Here is a 15,938-nt window from a genome sequence, read left to right on the forward strand (position 1 = left end):
CGACGTCCCCACCGCGCGGATGCGGGATGCCATGGGCGCGCGGTGAGTGTATCCGTACTACCCCGGGGCTGTCCGGCTCAGAAGTCGAACAGCTCTTCCAGGAAGCCGCCGCGCCGTTTCTTGCGGCCTTTCGCCCGGTCGTAATCGTCTTCGTCGAAACCGCGGTCCCGGTCACCGGCGCCCATCGGCGCGGCGGCGGGCGCGCTGCGCTCGACGATCTTGTCGAGTTCGCCACGGTCGAGCCAGACGCCGCGGCATTGCGGGCAGTAGTCTATCTCGACGCCGGCGCGTTCGGTCATCACGAGCTGGGTTCCATCGATCGGGCATTGCATGGTCGGGCACCTCCTGTTGCTTCCGGCAGGAGATGGGGCGCCGCAGGATGCGGCGCAAGCCCGATCCCGGCGCCTCAGCTCTCGCCGCCTGCGACCGTCAGTCCCAGCAGACGCCATGTCTGCATCCCGCCGCGGTAGTAGTGGATCCGCTCGGCCGGGAAGCCCGCCTCGATCATTCGCCGGATCGCCGCGGGCGACTGTCCGCACCACAGCCCGTTGCAGAAGAGCGCCACGGGCTGCGCCTCTTCGCAGTTCCAGCCATCGAAATCGATCTCGCAGCCCAGTTCGCCCAGCCGATCGACGGCCTCGGTGTAGGGGATGTTCACCGCGCCCGGGATCGTGCCGCCGGCATACCAGTCGGGCGTCCGGCTATCGACGACGATGACCTCGGGATCCTGCAGCAGATCCAGAAGCTCAAGCTCGCCGATGGTGGTCACGCCGGGGGCGGGCTGGTTCGGCTGGATGCAGAATTCCGGGCAGGGCCGCGAGGTGCGCGCCCAGTCGCCCTCGAGCTTGTTCTGCGGATCCTGGGCGCGCCGGATCTCTACCGGGCCCGAACGCGTCTCAACCGTCACGGACCCCATCTCCGGCGTGATGTTCACGGGGGCCTCCTCGCCAAGGGCCGTGGTCGCGGCCAGCGCCGCAGCAAGTGCGAATGCGTATCTCATGTCGTTTCCTCCCTATATGGCCCGGTTCATCGTATCACGTGAACCGAGCATTTCGCATGGCGCACCACCTGCGTGGCGGTGCTTCCGAGAAGCATGTCCTGCATCCCCGGCCGGTGCGATGCGATGACGATGCAATCGACATCGTTCTCCTCCGCCCAGTCGAGGATCGTCCGCCCGGCATGACCCTCCACGACCATGGCCCCGGCGCCGGGCAGGTCTTCGGCCATGTTCGCCAGTTCCTCCTCGATCGCCGCGCGCGCCGAGGCGACGTAGTCCTGCGGCAGGTAATTGATGGCATAGGATGGCACGCGCTCCATCACGTGGAAGAGCGTGACCTTGCTTTCCGCGCCCGCGAGCACGCGGGCGACGTGCACCGCCCCCGCGGCGTCGCGGTCTTCGTCAAAGGAGATGGGCACGAGGATATGGGAATACATGTCTGGCAGTTCCTGTCCGTTTTTCGTGTTTCGCTCGGGCACTTTCCGACATCCTGCGCCGGCCCGTCATTGACCGGGGTCAGTCGAAGGTCGCCGCCACCTCGTACATCACCGGCTCGAAGCTGCGGCAGAGATCGTTGATCTTGCGGTTGCGCGCGCGCATCTCGTCCGAGCGGAGCATGGCGAGGAAATCCTCGCGCCGCTCCCATTGCGAGTAGTTGGCGATCCGTGTCTGCGCGTCATTGACGTGAAGCCCGGCCGCGATGAAGCCCGGCTGCTTCGAAATGAAGCTGCGGTAGGCGTCGGTCAGCGCGTCCAGCACGTCCTGGCAGGTTCCGGGCGTCGTTTCGAACGTGGTGATGACCGTCTGCCCGGGCGCATCGCTCGCGATGGTGAGCATAAGCTCTCCCTCCCTTGTGTCCGCGGGACTATCGCACGAACCCGGCACCGGACCCAAGCCCCGTCGCTCAGACGTTCGGTTCACCCTCCAGCCCGAGGAGGCGGCGCACGGCCGTCCACTCGCCCGGAAGGCGCGGCGGCCGCGCGAGGCCTTCGGCGATCTCGTCGGCCCAGCGCGGCATGGCGCGCGGCGCGAAGCGCCGGCCCCAGTCCAGGATGGCCTCCGCATCCGCGGGGCGCAGCCGGCAGGCCGAGCCCACGAGCCCGACCAGCGTCTCGGCGGGCGAATACCACTCGTCCTGGATCGCCGTGATGCGGCGCTGCACGAGCGGCCCGGCCCAGCGCATCAGGCGGCTTTCCGAGAACTGGAGAAGCAGCCTGCCCATCTCCTCGCGCGAGCAGTGGATCAGCGGGGGAAAGGTGTCGAAGAAGACGGCCTCGCCGTCGCGCGCCGCGAAATTGCGGATCGACGGGTGAAAGCCGATCCGCGTGTCGAACCGGTCCGCCGCGTTCCAGAACCGCGCGATCACCGCGCCGGCCGACTCCAGCAGCGCGAGCGCCTCCTCGCGCGGGACGTCCCGGAGCTTCGGGCGCATCATGGTTTCGGCCGGCAGCGCCTCCTGCACGATGACGGGCCGAAGCGCCGCGCCCGTCCGCACGAGGCGGAACTCCGTCTCCGGCAGCGGCACGCCGGTTGCCGTCAGCGCCGCAACGTAGGCGTCATGCGCCGCCGCCAGCCGGTCGAGCGCGGCGTTATCGGAGAGCGCGCGGTAGACCTTGATGACGCGATCGGCGTAGGGGCCGCTTTCGGGACGGAAGGGTGCGCAGAAATAGCCGAGCCGCGAGACGGTCTGCCCGCGGCGCGCGCCGTCGGCGCGCAGGAGGTCGGCAAGCGGGTCGGCAGTGGTCATCGCGGGATCCTCATCCATCGTCACCGCGTCTACCGCGCTTGTCCGCTCCGCGCCACCGCCATGCGACGGATCAGAGCAGCCGATCGACCTCCGCGGCGAGGCGCTCCAGCTCGTCGCGGGCGGCCGAGCGCCCGGCCTCCGCCGCGCCGAGGCCCTGGCCCAGGGTCTGCGCGTAAACGACCCGGTTCGCGATCGGCGTTTCGGCCAGCGTCGCCTCGAGCGCCGCCGCGGCCTCGGCGACCTCGGCGCCGCGGCGCGTGTTGGCCCGGGCCCGCGTCATCACCACGAGCGCCGGGCGATCCTCGCGCCGGGCCAGATCGAGGACACCCTCGGTCGCCCAGAGATCGACATGGCTCGATGCGACCGGCACCAGCACGAGGTCTGCCGCGCGCAGGCTGGGGCGCAGGTCGCTGTCGGCCTTGGGCGGCGTGTCGACGATGACGATGTCATGGCTGTCGGCGTATTTCCGGCACTCGTAGCCCACGCCCCAGGCCGAGGCGGTGGCGAATTCCAGCCCCGGAGGATCCAACCGTTCCAGCCGCGTCATGAACCAGCGCCCGAGGCTGCCTTGCGGATCGGTGTCGATCAGCGCCACGCGCCGCCCGGCGCGCGCCCAGGTCACGGCGAGATTGGCCGCTAGCGTGGTCTTGCCCGCGCCGCCCTTCTGCTGCGCGACGGTGATGATGCGGCCCCTTGCCATGCGTCCCCCTTGCCCCTCGATCATGCTGCACCGCAGCATACCACGTCCCGGCCACGGGATACCATGCCCTTGCGGCAAGCCGGGGCTGCTGCGTCACGTAATTGATACATGCTCGACGCGCGGATCCCTCGAAAATCGTTCGGCAGGGCGGACCTTCCGGCGCGTTTCGCTACCCCGGGCGCGGCGTCGAAGCTATACCGGGGCCATGACCGATCCGTTCCGCCCCGCCGACGACGAGGCCCGCGCGCTCGCGCGGCACCTTGTCGATACCGCGCAACACGGTTCGCTCGGCGTCGTCGATCCCGAAACCGGCGCGCCGATGGTCAGCCGCGTGGCGGTCGCCACCGACGCGAGCGGCCGTCCGGTAAGCCTCGTCTCCGACCTCTCGCACCACACGCGCGCCCTTGCCGCGAACCCGGCCTGTTCGCTGCTTCTGGGCGAACCCGGGCCGAAGGGCGACCCGCTCACGCATCCGCGGATCACCCTGATCGCGCAGGCGCGGTTCCTGCGCCACGGCGAAGCCGGGCACCCGGAGATGGCCCAGCGATATCTGGAGCTGCGCCCGAAGGCGCAACTCTACATCGGCTTCGCCGACTTCTCGTTCCTTCTTTACGAGATCACCGCCGCGCATCTGAACGGCGGCTTCGGAAAAGCCTTCCTGCTCCGCCCCGAAGACCTGGCCCGGGGCTGAAACCGCTCAGGTTTCGTTGTCCATCCGCATCAGGAGCGTGACCGCCCCCTGCACCGGCTCCGGCCAGCCAAGGCGAACCTGATCGCGACTCGGCCCCTCCTCCACCTCGACATGCGGCAGGGCGAAGACCTCGCCGCCCAATGCGTTCGTGATGGAACCGCGCGGGATCACGGACTCCACGGCACGCGCCCAGCCGCCGAAGGGCAGGCGCGGCGCGCCGTCGATTGTCCAGGTGTCCGAGGCGCTGTTCTCCGCATGGGTAAGGCGCAGCGGATTCTCGATCGCCACGTCCACGTTGTTGAAGGCATTGGCGGCCACGGTGACGTTACGCATCCGCCCCATGTCCATCTCCGCGAAACTCGTGTCGATCCGGTCCACCCGATCGATCCGCCCGTTGAGCGAGCGGAAGAGGTTGCCGGTGACGTTGAGACCATGGACGAAGTGCCCCGGCCCGTGCGGCCGGAGCACCAGGTAGGAAAACCAGGGCGCCACGTCTCCCGACAAGAAGATGTTGTTAGTGACGCTGAGCGCGGAGAAGCCGAAGCCCCCAGTGAAGGCGGGCTCCGGGTCGCGCTCGTTGGTCCACTCGATGAAGCAGTTGTCCACGTAGTTGCCCACGATCGTCGTGGTGCCGTTCGGCCGCAACAGAGCGAGCCCCGCCATCCGCAGCCCGCCCGAGACCGAAGCACCCTGGAAGAAATGGTTGCCGGAGATGACGTTGTTGGCCCCGGCGAGCACCGCGAAATGGCGAAACTGCGTCGAGCGGTTGTTGCGAAGCTTCACGTCGTTGGCGTTGGCGTTGAGCGCGATCGACACGCGGTCCTGCGCGGGCCTGTCGTTCTCGTCCGTCAGGAACTGGCAGCGATCCACCAGCATCCCCTGGCAGCCCTGCCCGGCAGAGGTGATGCCGCGGTGCTTCGGGCGCGTGAAGAAGCAGTTCTCGAGCCGGAACCCCACCCCCGTCGGCGCCAGCAGGATCCCGCTCGCCACGCCGTTGCACTGGAATTCGATGTCGGTCATCCCGAACTTGTCGAGCCGGCCGAACCCGCTGAAATCGAGCAGGTAGCGGAAGCGGCGGAAGGTGTAGGTCTGCGTTCCGGCCGCGCCCCAGAGCGGATCGGTGATCGTGAGCTCCTGCGCCGCCACGTTCTTCGAGACCACGTAGATCTCGCGCCCCACGCCCGCGCCCTCCACCAGCGCGCCCACGGGCACGTTGGCGGCGTTCGTCACGCCGGTAAGCCGCCGCGGGTCGGCGGGATCGTAGCTCGCCTGCGCGGTGACCGCCTCGGTCTCCCAGGCCGCCTCGCCCTCGGCGTAGAACTGCCCGTTCCGGATCTCGCGGCGCTGGGCGTAGCTTTCCCGATTGGGCACCGCGGCGGCGAGGTCGATCGGCCCCGTCACCGAAACGCGCCGCCCGCCCATGTCGAGCGATTCGTGGTCGGCGTTGTTCAGAAGCGCCTGGAACGCCTTGCGGAAGCCGCGTTCCTCGTCGCCGAAGGCGTCGATATAGAGCGGCAGGTCGAACCGCGCAGTGAGCGACAGGATCGCATCGTCGGGCATCGACAGCGTGCCCTCGAAATCCACGCGCGAGGCCAGGGTCAGCGACCGCGCCAGCCGATAGGTCCCGGCGGGCACGAGCAGCCGCCGCCCCGCCGCCGCGGCGTCGGCCGCCTCGAACGCGTCGGTGTCGTCCGTCGCGCCGTCGCCCCGTGCGCCATAATCGCGCACGTCCACCACGCTCAGCATGTCCCGCAGGAAGACGGAGGTGACGTCCTCGATCTCTATGTCGTCGATGCGCACAACCCCGCCCGTGGGCCCCGTGAGGTCGAGCCCGAAATGGCCGTAGGCGGGCGCGCGTCCCCAGACCATGTCCACGCCGCCCCGCGCGCCGGGGCCCACGATCGCCGAGACCGTGACCACCTGGCCGTAGCTTTCGAGCGCCACCTCCGGCCCCGTCACGACCAGCCCCGGCACCGGCGCGCCGAAGGCGTCGCCTGGCCAGCCCGCGATGCGCACCGAGGGAAGCGGGCCCGAAACCGCCTTCACCCGCGCCCGCACGCGGAGGTAAGTGCCATCGAGCAGCGGCGTCTGCCCCATGTAGCGCAGCTTCTGCGTGGCCGTTGCCTTTACCAGTTCGAGGCAGCCCGCGAAATCCTGGTCGGCGGCAACGAACGCCGCGCCCGGATCGTTCGCGTAGCTGTCGGCCCCCGGTGTCCCGTCTCCGGACGACCAGCTTTCCAGCCCGGCCTCGAAAGATGGCGGCATCAGAGCCGCGCCTTCGGTAATCGCCTTGTTCATGATCTGCCCCGTCTCGCATCCGCCGGTCCGCTCCGGCGCGCGGGGTGGTAGCGGGGCAGGCTTAACGCCGGGCGAGACCAGCGTTACGGTGGTGACCGAGGCAGGCAACGGAGAGACGGGCAGAATGGCGTTCCGGTTCAAACCCAGCGCGCGCGATCTCGGCGCTGAACTGAGAAGGGTTGCCGCGGATCAGGTGCGCCGCGCACGGCGCGCGGCGTCCGATGACGCATCCGATCCGCACGAGGCGGTCCACGATCTGCGCAAGCGGTGCAAGAAACTGCGCGGCCTGATCCGCCTCGTCCGGCCCGGGTTCACGGATTACGGGCAGGAGAACGCCGCGATCCGGGATTTCGCGCGATCGCTGTCGGGCCTGCGCGACCTGGAGGCGCTGGTGGAGACGCATGACGCGCTGATGCGCGACGTGGGCGACGAGAAGCACCGCTTCGCCCCGGTCCGCGCGCAGCTCACCCGTGCCAGGTCGGCCGTGGATGTGCGGATCGGCGACACCCACCGCGCCCAGCTCGAGGCGCTCGCGACGCGGATCGCTGACTGGCGCGTCGAGGGCGATCCGGCGAAGGTCCTGGAAAAGGGCCTTGCCCTGACCTGGAAGCGGGCGGCACGCGCCCACGAAAAGGCCCTTGCGGCGCCGACGGTCGCCGTGATGCACGAATGGCGCAAGCGCGCGAAGTATCACTGGCACCATTGCTGCCTGCTCGAACGGGGCTGGCCCGCGCAGATGGCGCCCAGGGCAGCGGCGGCGAAGCGCCTGTCCGACCTCCTGGGCGATCACCACGATCTCGCCCTCTACATGGAGTATCTGGGCTCCGGGAATGCACCGCGCCTCGAACCCGAGGCATCGCGCGCCCTGTCCGCTCACGTCGACCGGCGGATCGGCATGCTGGAGCGCGAGGCCTTCGCGCTCGGCGCGCGGTTCTTCGCGGAGAAGCCCGCAGCGGCGGCGAAACGGATCGTGGCGTGGTGGGAGATCGCCCGCCGCGAAGGGTGAAGGCTCAGACCGACAGGTCGGGCGCGCGCAGGATCCGCACGCCGTCGATGCGCCAGTTGCCCGCCTCGTCGGACTCCATCCGGTAGTCGAGCAGATGCGTCGCGCCCTCGGCGTCCTCGATCAGCACTTTCTGCCACAGCGCGCCCGAAATCTCGCGCAGGTCCAGAAAGCGCACGCTCTCGGGCCGCCAGACCATCGGGTAGCCGTCGCGAACCATGCGCCCGAAGTTCTCCGGCGTCCGGAAGATCCCCTGGATGCCGGGACTCGCGAAGGTGAAGGCGCGTTCGAAATCATCCGCGAGGAAGGCGTCGATCTGGCTCTGGATGGTGCCCTGCACCGCCGGCGCCGCGCTTTCGTCGGCGGGGGCAGCGGTGGCGAGGCAAAGCGTGGTCGCGAGAGCGGCGAGAAGCTGGCGCATCGGATCCTCCTTCTTTACCCAAAGTTAAACCGGAGCGTGCGCCGATCAACGCGGCGGGCGCGCTCAGACGCCTTGCGCGAGATCGCCCGCGAGCGCCCTGTCGATCAGCGCCGCCGTCTCGTCCACGCCGTAGAGCGCGATGAACCCCCCGAACCGCGGACCCTGGCTTGCCCCGAGAAGCACCTCGTAGAGCGCCTTGAACCAGCCGCGCAGCGGATCGAACCGGTCCCGCCCCACCGCGAAGACCAGGCTCTGCAGCTCCTCCGGGTCGGCCCCGCCCTGCCAGGCCTTCAGGCCGTCGCGCAACTCTTCCAGCGCCTCGCGCTCGAGCTCCGTGGGCAGGCGGTAGACCTTCGAGGGCTTCACGAAATCGTTGTAGTAGCGCACGGCGTAGCCCGCGGCTGCGTCGAGGTCCGGGTGGCTCTCGGGACTGGCCTCGGGGGCGTAGCGGCGGATGAAACCCCAGAGGGTCTCCTTGTCATCGGCGGCCGAGACGGAGGCGAGGTTGAGAAGCATCGAGAAGGGCACCACCATCCCGCTTTCGGGCACCTGGCCGCCATGGATGTGGAAGACGGGGTTGGCGAGCCGCTGCTCGGCCGCCTGGTCCGGGTAGGCGCGGAGCTGCTGGTGATACTCGTCCACCGCGCGCGGGATCACGTCGAAGAAGAGCCGCTTCGCCGTCTTCGGCTTCTGGTACATGAAGTAGCTGAGCGACTCCGTGGAGGCGTAGGTCAGCCACTCGTCGATCGTGAGCCCGTTGCCCTTCGACTTCGAGATCTTCTCGCCGTTCTCGTCGAGGAAGAGTTCGTAGGTGAAATGCTCGGGCTTCCGGCCGCCGAGGATCTCGCAGATGCGATCGTAGACCGGCGTGTTGGTCGAATGATCCTTGCCGTACATCTCGAAATCGACGTCGAGCGCGGCCCAGCGCGCGCCGAAATCTGGCTTCCACTGCAGCTTCACGTTCCCGCCGGTCACCGGCACGGTCCACTCGCGGCCCGACTCGTCGTCGAAGGTGACGGTGCCGTTCTTCGCGTCCACATGGCGGATCGGCACGTAAAGCACGCGCCCCGTCTCGGGGTGGAGCGGCAGGAAGATCGAGTAGGTCTGACGGCGCTCGTCCCGGAGCGTCTTGAGCATCACGGCCATCAGGTCGTCGTAACGCTCCGCGGCGCGCAACAGGATGTCGTCGAACCGGCCCGACCGGTAGAACTCGGTCGCGGAGTAGAACTCGTACTCGAAGCCGAAGGCGTCGAGAAAGCGGCGCAGCATCGCGTTGTTGTGGTGCCCGAAGCTCTCATGCGTGCCGAAAGGGTCCGGCACGTCGGTGAGCGGCTTTTGCAGATGCTCCCGCAGCTGGTCCGGGTCGGGCACGTTGTCCGGCACCTTCCGCATCCCGTCCATGTCGTCCGAGAAACAGATGAGCCGCGTGGGAATGTCCGAGATCACCTCGAAGGCGCGGCGGATCATCGTGGTGCGCGCGACCTCGCCGAAGGTGCCGATATGCGGCAGGCCCGAGGGGCCGTATCCCGTCTCGAACAGGACATGGCCCTTTTCCGGCGGCGCGTCGCCATATCGCTGAAGCAGCCGGCGTGCCTCCTCGAACGGCCAGGCCTTCGCTTTCATCGCGGCGTCGCGCATCTCGTCCATGGGGGATCTCCGGCTGGGGGCCGCGCAACGGCACGGACGGCCGGTTCCTATTGCCGCCCCGCGGAGAGGTCAATAATCTCGCCGCGACGCAGCCTCGAAGGACAAGAGATGACCAACGCCGCGCCCCACCCCATCAGCCCGCAGGACTGCCTCGTGGCGCTCATGATCGCGGTCTCGGCCAGCGACGAGGACATCCGCACCGCGGAACTCGTGAAGATCCAGACCGCCGTCAACAACCTGCCCGTCTTCGCGGCCTACGACATCGACCGGATGAACGCGGTCGCCCAGCTCGTCTTCGACCTGTTCGAACAGGAGGACGGGCTCGACGCGCTCTTCGGGCTGGTGCGCGAGAACCTGCCGGAGCGCCTTTTCGAAACCGCCTACGCGCTCGCCTGCGACGTGGGCGCGGCGGACGGGCTGCTGCACGAGCCCGAGTTGCGCCTTCTCGAAGAGATCCGTTACGAGCTCGACATCGACCGACTGCACGCGGCCGCGATCGAACGGGGGGCGCGGGCCCGGCACATGCCGGCATGAGCGCCGGCCGCCACGCGCGGCGCGTCGCGGCGGCGCTTGCGCTGCTGGCCGCACCCGGCTGGCTGGCCGCTGCCGAGCTTTCCGTCCTGATCGACCTCTCCGACCAGAGGATGGAGGTACGGCGCGCGGGTGTCGGCATCGCCGACTGGCCCGTGTCCACGGCGCGCAGCGGCAAGGTCACGCCGACGGGGCTGTTCGTGCCGCAGACGCTCGTCAGGGATCACCGGTCCACCCTTTACGACGGGGCGCCGATGCCCTGGTCGATCTTCTTCAGCGGCAATTACGCGATACACGGAACGACGCAGGTCGGTGCGCTGGGCGCGCCCGCGTCGGCCGGGTGCGTCCGGCTGCACCCTGACAACGCGCGCCAGCTTTTCGAGCTGGTGAAGGAGGTCGGCAAAAGCGAAACGCTGATCGAGATCCGGCCCTAGCGCTCCCTATGAGGCTCAGGCCGCGTAAACCGTGCCCCAGCGCTCGATCAGCGCCTGTTGCAGCCGCCGGGAGCGCCCGTTCCACCCCCGCGCCCCCTCTGGCCGCTCGAGCTGCGCACGCGTCAGCCCCGCGCGCCGCTCGGTGTCGGCGGTGAAGATCGCGAAGGCAAGCTCTCGTCCCCCGGGCGCGCTGACATACCCCGCAAGCGCGCTGACGAAATGAAGCGTGCCGGTCTTCGCCCGCACGGTGAGCGCCGCGCTCCGCACCGGACGGCCCTGCGCGTCGCGCAGCGTGACCTCCTTCAGGATCGGCTTCAGCGTCTCGGCCCGGCCCGCCGCCGCCAGCGCGGCCACCATCTCGGCCGCGCTCACGCGGGAGGCATCGCCAAGCCCCGAATGGTCCACGAAGCGCGCGCGCGTCATGCCGAGACGCTGGCCGGCCCAGCGGCTCATCTCGCGGGCGGACACCGCGAGCGACGGGACAGATCCGCCGCGCGCCGCCGTGGCCGCCATGCCCACCACCTCCGCGGTGAGATTGGTGGAGTAGCGCAGCATGTCGGCCACGATCTCGCCGAGCGGCGCGCTCTCCCAGGCCGCGAGCTCGGCGGCGTCCGGCGGCACCGCGCGAACGGGTTCGGGCGCGCCGAGGCGGATGCCGTGGGCGCCCGCGAAGGTCTGGAACACCTCGCCCGCGTAGAGCTCGGGCTTTCGGACCGGCAACCAGCGCGCGCCGCCATTGCCCAAAGCGCCGCGCGCCACGGTCCAGTTGTCGCGCCCGTCGCTGTCCTCGTAGGTGTAGACGGGCCCGTCGCGCACCGTCCCGGCCATGCGCGCCACCTGCACCTCGGGGCGATAGAGCGCCGATCGCGCATCCATCGTCACCCGGTAGCTGCCCCCCGACGGGCGCCACTCGAAATGGACCCGGTTGAAATTGAGGTTGAGCCCGGAAACGGCCGGGTTGTAGCCGACATGATCCGGCTGGCCGGGATCGATGGCCTGCTCGAAGGGCAGCGCGCCGCCCCAGACGCGGAAGCCTCCGCGCACCTCGCGCACCCCGGCGGATTTCAGCCGCTTTGCAAGCTCGGCGAGGGCATCCGTGTCGAGCGTCGGGTCGCCGCCACCGGCGAGCACAAGGTCGCCGTCGATCACGCCGTCGCGCAGTTCGCCCGTGGCAAGCAGGCGCGTGGTGAACCGGTGCGCGGCACCGAGCGCGTCGAGGACGTAAAGCGCCGTCACGGCCTTGGCGACGCTCGCGGGCGGAAGGGCCGTCTCCTCCCCCCGCGCTTCCAGAAGCTCGCCGCTCGCAAGGTCCGCCACGGCGAACGCGACGCGCCCGCCCAGTTTCGCATCGCCGACGAGGGTCTCCGCCTCGGGGACCGCAAGCGCCCGAAGGTTCGTGCCGCGCGCGACGGGGCGCAGCGATGCCGCGGGGGGCGACGCCAGCGCCGCCCCTGCCGTTCCGGAGAGCAACCCGCCGAGAAAGATCCGTCGTGAAACCCGCGCCGACATCGTCCTGCGCTTCAATGACACCCGATGTCCCATGGTTATCCTCTCTGGTCTCCGCCGGGCAAGCCTCGTGACGACACCGTCACGGCCGCGCGTTCCAGCCGCCCCCGGCGCGGATCGCGCTCGAACTCACATCGAGCATCGGGACGTTGATGAAACACCAGGCCGGGGCCTGCGCGGAGGCGAGGCGCCGGCTTTCCGACGCCGGGATCCGCGCCTGCCGGTAGACCCGCGCGGCCACCGACGTCCGGGCCGGGATCCGGAGCCCCGGTCGCGCCAGCACCCCCACGGGCACGGTGTCCATGATCCGGCGCCAGCTTTCCCAGCGGTGGAACTGAACGAGGTTGTCCGCGCCCATCAGCCAGACGAAACGCACGCCCGGGCAGGCATTTTGCAGCTTCATCAGCGTCTCGGCGGTGTAGCGCGTGCCGACCCGCGCCTCGAAATCGCTCACCGCGACCCGCGGATCGTCCAGAAGCGCCCGCGCCGCGGCCATGCGCGCGCCGAGCGGCGAGGGCCCGTGCGCCTTGAGCGGGTTGCCGGGGCTCACGAGCCACCACACCCGATCGAGCGCGAAACGCTTGAGCGCCTCCCGCGAGATGTGCCTGTGGCCCGCATGCGGCGGGTCGAAGGAGCCGCCCAGAAGGCCCACCCGTTGCCCGGCCGCCGCGGACGGCAGCCCCAGCTCGGCCCGCATCATCGCCCTTTCCCCCCGTGGTCCGCGGCAGCGAAGACGAGTGTCCCGCCCTTGTCAACGGCCGCACATCGCATTGCCCCGCCGCCCGCGCTTGGCTATCAAGGCGGGAACATCCCTGATTTCGCGAAGGAAAGGCAGCCGATGGCCAGCTACCAGTACGTCTACCACATGGACGGCGTCTCCAAGACCTATCCGGGCGGCAAGAAGACCTTCGAGAACATCCGCCTGAACTTCCTGCCCGGCGTGAAGATCGGCGTGGTGGGCGTGAACGGCGCGGGCAAGTCGACGCTCCTGCGCATCATGGCGGGCATCGACACGGACTTCACCGGCGAGGCCTGGGCGACCGAGGGCGCGACCGTGGGCTACCTGCCCCAGGAACCCGACCTCGATCCGGATCTCAACGTGCGCGGCAACGTCATGGAGGGGGTGAAGGCCAAGCAGGCCAAGCTCGAGCGCTTCAACGAGCTCGCCATGAACTACTCAGACGAGACCGCAGACGAGATGGCGCAACTGCAGGACGAGATCGACAGCGAGAACCTCTGGGATCTCGACAGCCAGGTGGACGTGGCGATGGAGGCGCTGCGCTGCCCGCCCGACGACGCCATGCCCGACACGCTGTCGGGCGGCGAGAAGCGCCGCGTCGCACTCTGCCGGCTGCTGCTGGAGCAGCCCGACATGCTGCTTCTCGACGAGCCCACGAACCACCTCGACGCCGAGACGATCGCCTGGCTGCAAAGCCACCTCATCGCCTACAAGGGCACGATCCTGATCGTCACCCACGACCGTTACTTCCTCGACGACATCACCGGCTGGATCCTCGAGCTCGACCGCGGCCGCGGCATCCCCTACGAGGGCAACTATTCCAGCTGGCTGGAGCAGAAGGCCAAGCGGCTGGAGCAGGAGGCGCGCGAGGACAAGGCCAAGCAGAAGACGCTCGCCCGGGAACTCGAATGGATACGGCAGGGCGCGAAGGCGCGTCAGGCCAAGTCGAAGGCCCGCATCCAGGCCTACGAGCAGCTCGCCGGCCAGTCCGAGCGCGAGCGCGTGGGCCGCGCGCAGATCGTGATCCCGAACGGGCCGCGCCTCGGCGGAAAGGTCATCGAGGTCGAGCAGCTGCGCAAGGCGCATGGCGACAAGCTGCTGATCGAGGATCTGTCCTTCTCGCTCCCGCCGGGGGGCATCGTGGGCGTCATCGGCCCGAACGGCGCGGGCAAGACAACGCTGTTCCGCATGCTCACCGGGCAGGAGCAGCCCGACGCGGGCCTGATCGACTACGGCGACACGGTGAAGCTCGCCTATGTCGACCAGAGCCGCGACGCGCTCGATCCCGACCACACCGTTTGGGAGGCGATCAGCGGCGGGGCCGAGGTCATCCACCTGGGCGACGCGGAGATCAACTCCCGCGCCTATTGCGGGGCCTTCAACTTCAAGGGCGGCGACCAGCAGAAGAAGGTGGGGCTCCTCTCAGGGGGCGAGCGCAACCGCGTGCACATGGCGAAGCTCCTGAAGGAGGGGGGCAACGTGCTCCTGCTCGACGAGCCCACCAACGACCTCGACGTGGAGACGCTCCGCGCCCTCGAGGACGCCATCGCCGATTTCGCCGGCTGCGCCGTGGTGATCTCCCACGACCGCTTCTTCCTCGACCGCATCTGCACCCATATCCTCGCCTTCGAGGGCGAGGCGCATGTCGAATGGTTCGAGGGCAATTTCGAGGCCTACGAGGAAGACAAGAAGCGCAGGCTCGGCCCCGACGCGGTCGAGCCGAAGCGGATCAAGTACAAGAAGTTTGCGAGGTGACTATGTGGGAAGCTTTTGGCTTTAGCCAAAACCCTTATGATCATCTTCCCGTTTCGGCAAACGCAGCCGGCGAGAGGCTCTTAGTCGGACGCGAAGAAGAACTTCAGAGACTGTCCCTTCGGATTAAGGGGCAGAACTCAATTCCGACGGTCGAAGGCGACATTGGCGTTGGCAAAACAAGCATCATAGCGGTTTCCGCCTATAAGCTCCAAAGAGATTTTTTTGACACAGGCGGGCCGTGCTACCTTTCTTTGGAACGACCATTCCAACTCGACTCTAGCGAGACAGTCGACAGTTTTTCCGCAAGAGTTTACCAAGAAGTTCTCCTGGCCCTTCATGGAAAGAGAGAGGAGCTTGTCGCCGCAGGCAGAAATATTGGAGAAACCAAGAAGCTTTTCGATTGGCTGACTTCTGAGCAGTACTCCAGCGTATCTGGCAACTTGGGGCCAGTCGGTGGCGGGCTCTCCACACAACCTAGTACGACTGATGGATTTACATCTTTAGGCTTTCAGACGAAAGTTGATCAACTCTTGAGGGCAATGTTTCCCAACCAAAAAAGAGGAGGCATAATTTGTGTCATTGACAATCTTGAGTTGCTTCAAAAATCTACCAAGGCCAAAGCCACGATGGAGGCAATGCGCGATAAGCTTCTTACTGCTCACGGTCTTATTTGGGTCATTTGCGGCGCTAGAGGCATAGTCCGCGGCGTTGCTTCTTCGTCCCGCCTGCAAGGCTACCTAGCGAAACCAATGAAGGTTGAACCTCTTCCTGTTAACAAGCTAGACGGCTTGATAGAGAGGAGGGTACGTGAGTATGAATTGAAGCTTGGGAGCGGAAACCCGCCCGTCGAACAAGATGGCTTCATTCATATATTTCGAGTTTGCAATGACAACCTACGGATTGCGCTGAAATTTTGCTCAGACTTTTCCGAATGGCTACTTGATAGCGGACAAGCCAATGCGGACTCAACCGATAAATTTCAGCTCCTTGAGGTTTGGCTGGCGGAAGAAGCTCAAGAATTTCTTGAAGATACGAAACTGACACCCAAGCCTTGGGAAGTCTTCGACAAGATCGTCGCGATGGGCGGCTCGATAGCGCCCAGCGATCATGAAACGTTCGGCTATGAGACGCCCATGGCCATGAGGCCACAAATTAAGACGTTAGAAGATGCTGGCTTGGTCGAGAGCACAATTGATGAAACCGATCAACGGCGAAGAACAATTGCGCTTACGCCGAAAGGCTGGCTGATTAACTACAGCCGATCTGGTTATCCTGAACGACTGGGCGATAGCCAAGCATAGGGTGGAAGCTTCTCATACCGGCTCCCAGCTTGCCGCCCCGCTCAGCCGCACTTCCCGGCCGGTTTCGCCGGCGTCTCGGGCTTGGGCGTCGGGGGCGGACGGGGTCTTTCTGGCGTCCAAGAAATCGTTTTAGCCCATGGGGCGTCCTTCCTTGCCGCGGCGGGATGC

17 protein-coding genes are annotated in these 15,938 nt (G+C 67.6%); 6 read left to right on the forward strand and 11 right to left on the reverse strand.

Annotation, left to right across the window (positions count from 1 at the left end; translation table 11 throughout):
* Positions 1–77 precede the first annotated feature (77 nt).
* The 6 genes from AB6A65_RS05330 to parA form a co-directional block, all read right to left on the reverse strand.
* Positions 78–332: a zf-TFIIB domain-containing protein gene (locus AB6A65_RS05330; protein WP_371037328.1), complete on the reverse strand. Its 255-nt coding sequence runs from the start codon at positions 330–332 to the stop codon at positions 78–80.
* A 74-nt stretch (positions 333–406) separates the two neighbouring features.
* Positions 407–1,000, reverse strand: coding sequence for a rhodanese-like domain-containing protein (locus tag AB6A65_RS05335; RefSeq protein ID WP_371037329.1), 594 nt, complete (start codon positions 998–1,000; stop codon positions 407–409).
* Between the two features lie 26 nt (positions 1,001–1,026).
* Positions 1,027–1,434, reverse strand: coding sequence for a universal stress protein (locus AB6A65_RS05340; RefSeq protein ID WP_371037330.1), 408 nt, complete (start codon positions 1,432–1,434; stop codon positions 1,027–1,029).
* 79 nt (positions 1,435–1,513) lie between these two features.
* On the reverse strand, positions 1,514–1,834 hold the full coding sequence (locus tag AB6A65_RS05345; RefSeq protein WP_371037331.1) for an antibiotic biosynthesis monooxygenase: 321 nt from the start codon (positions 1,832–1,834) through the stop codon (positions 1,514–1,516).
* Positions 1,835–1,901: 67 nt separating this feature from the next.
* The gene (locus AB6A65_RS05350; protein ID WP_371037332.1) at positions 1,902–2,744 is read right to left on the reverse strand and encodes a DUF6206 family protein; all 843 of its coding nucleotides are present in this window, start codon (positions 2,742–2,744) and stop codon (positions 1,902–1,904) included.
* A 70-nt stretch (positions 2,745–2,814) separates the two neighbouring features.
* Complete coding sequence (gene parA / locus AB6A65_RS05355) at positions 2,815–3,444, reverse strand: ParA family partition ATPase (RefSeq protein ID WP_371037333.1); 630 nt, start codon at positions 3,442–3,444, stop codon at positions 2,815–2,817.
* A gap of 205 nt (positions 3,445–3,649) precedes the next feature.
* On the opposite strand from parA, the gene AB6A65_RS05360 reads away from it, so the two are divergent.
* The gene (locus tag AB6A65_RS05360; protein WP_371037334.1) at positions 3,650–4,135 is read left to right on the forward strand and encodes a HugZ family protein; all 486 of its coding nucleotides are present in this window, start codon (positions 3,650–3,652) and stop codon (positions 4,133–4,135) included.
* Positions 4,136–4,141: 6 nt separating this feature from the next.
* On the opposite strand, the gene AB6A65_RS05365 is transcribed toward AB6A65_RS05360, so the two are convergent.
* Complete coding sequence (locus tag AB6A65_RS05365; protein ID WP_371037335.1) at positions 4,142–6,433, reverse strand: glycosyl hydrolase family 28-related protein; 2,292 nt, start codon at positions 6,431–6,433, stop codon at positions 4,142–4,144.
* A gap of 124 nt (positions 6,434–6,557) precedes the next feature.
* On the opposite strand from AB6A65_RS05365, the gene AB6A65_RS05370 reads away from it, so the two are divergent.
* The gene (locus AB6A65_RS05370; protein ID WP_371037336.1) at positions 6,558–7,439 is read left to right on the forward strand and encodes a CHAD domain-containing protein; all 882 of its coding nucleotides are present in this window, start codon (positions 6,558–6,560) and stop codon (positions 7,437–7,439) included.
* Positions 7,440–7,443: 4 nt separating this feature from the next.
* Here AB6A65_RS05370 and AB6A65_RS05375 read toward each other — a convergent pair whose 3' ends face one another.
* Positions 7,444–7,857 carry a DUF4864 domain-containing protein gene (locus tag AB6A65_RS05375; RefSeq protein ID WP_371037337.1) on the reverse strand — a complete coding sequence of 138 codons (414 nt, stop codon included), beginning with the start codon at positions 7,855–7,857 and terminating at the stop codon, positions 7,444–7,446.
* A gap of 63 nt (positions 7,858–7,920) precedes the next feature.
* Positions 7,921–9,504: a lysine--tRNA ligase gene (locus AB6A65_RS05380; protein WP_371037338.1), complete on the reverse strand. Its 1,584-nt coding sequence runs from the start codon at positions 9,502–9,504 to the stop codon at positions 7,921–7,923.
* 108 nt (positions 9,505–9,612) lie between these two features.
* On the opposite strand from AB6A65_RS05380, the gene AB6A65_RS05385 reads away from it, so the two are divergent.
* Both AB6A65_RS05385 and AB6A65_RS05390 read left to right on the forward strand, forming a co-directional pair.
* Complete coding sequence (locus AB6A65_RS05385; protein WP_371037339.1) at positions 9,613–10,038, forward strand: tellurite resistance TerB family protein; 426 nt, start codon at positions 9,613–9,615, stop codon at positions 10,036–10,038.
* The gene (locus tag AB6A65_RS05390) at positions 10,035–10,469 is read left to right on the forward strand and encodes a L,D-transpeptidase (RefSeq protein WP_371037340.1); all 435 of its coding nucleotides are present in this window, start codon (positions 10,035–10,037) and stop codon (positions 10,467–10,469) included. Before AB6A65_RS05385 ends, AB6A65_RS05390 begins: the two co-directional genes overlap by 4 nt.
* 15 nt (positions 10,470–10,484) lie before the next feature.
* On the opposite strand, the gene dacB is transcribed toward AB6A65_RS05390, so the two are convergent.
* Positions 10,485–11,978, reverse strand: a complete 1,494-nt coding sequence (dacB, locus tag AB6A65_RS05395; protein ID WP_371037641.1) for a D-alanyl-D-alanine carboxypeptidase/D-alanyl-D-alanine-endopeptidase — start codon at positions 11,976–11,978, stop codon at positions 10,485–10,487.
* A 79-nt stretch (positions 11,979–12,057) separates the two neighbouring features.
* A complete protein-coding gene (locus tag AB6A65_RS05400; RefSeq protein ID WP_371037341.1) occupies positions 12,058–12,675 on the reverse strand; it encodes a nicotinate-nucleotide adenylyltransferase in 618 nt (205 codons plus the stop codon).
* Positions 12,676–12,813: 138 nt separating this feature from the next.
* Here AB6A65_RS05400 and ettA point away from each other — a divergent pair, with 138 nt between their 5' ends.
* A complete protein-coding gene (ettA, locus tag AB6A65_RS05405; protein ID WP_371037342.1) occupies positions 12,814–14,469 on the forward strand; it encodes an energy-dependent translational throttle protein EttA in 1,656 nt (551 codons plus the stop codon).
* The gene (locus AB6A65_RS05410; RefSeq protein ID WP_371037343.1) at positions 14,466–15,770 is read left to right on the forward strand and encodes a hypothetical protein; all 1,305 of its coding nucleotides are present in this window, start codon (positions 14,466–14,468) and stop codon (positions 15,768–15,770) included. Before ettA ends, AB6A65_RS05410 begins: the two co-directional genes overlap by 4 nt.
* The last annotated feature ends 168 nt before the right edge of the window (positions 15,771–15,938 follow it).

Origin of the sequence: Rhodosalinus sp. FB01, from assembly GCF_041365715.1 — a bacterium.
In the GTDB taxonomy this organism is placed as follows: Bacteria; Pseudomonadota; Alphaproteobacteria; order Rhodobacterales; family Rhodobacteraceae; genus Rhodosalinus.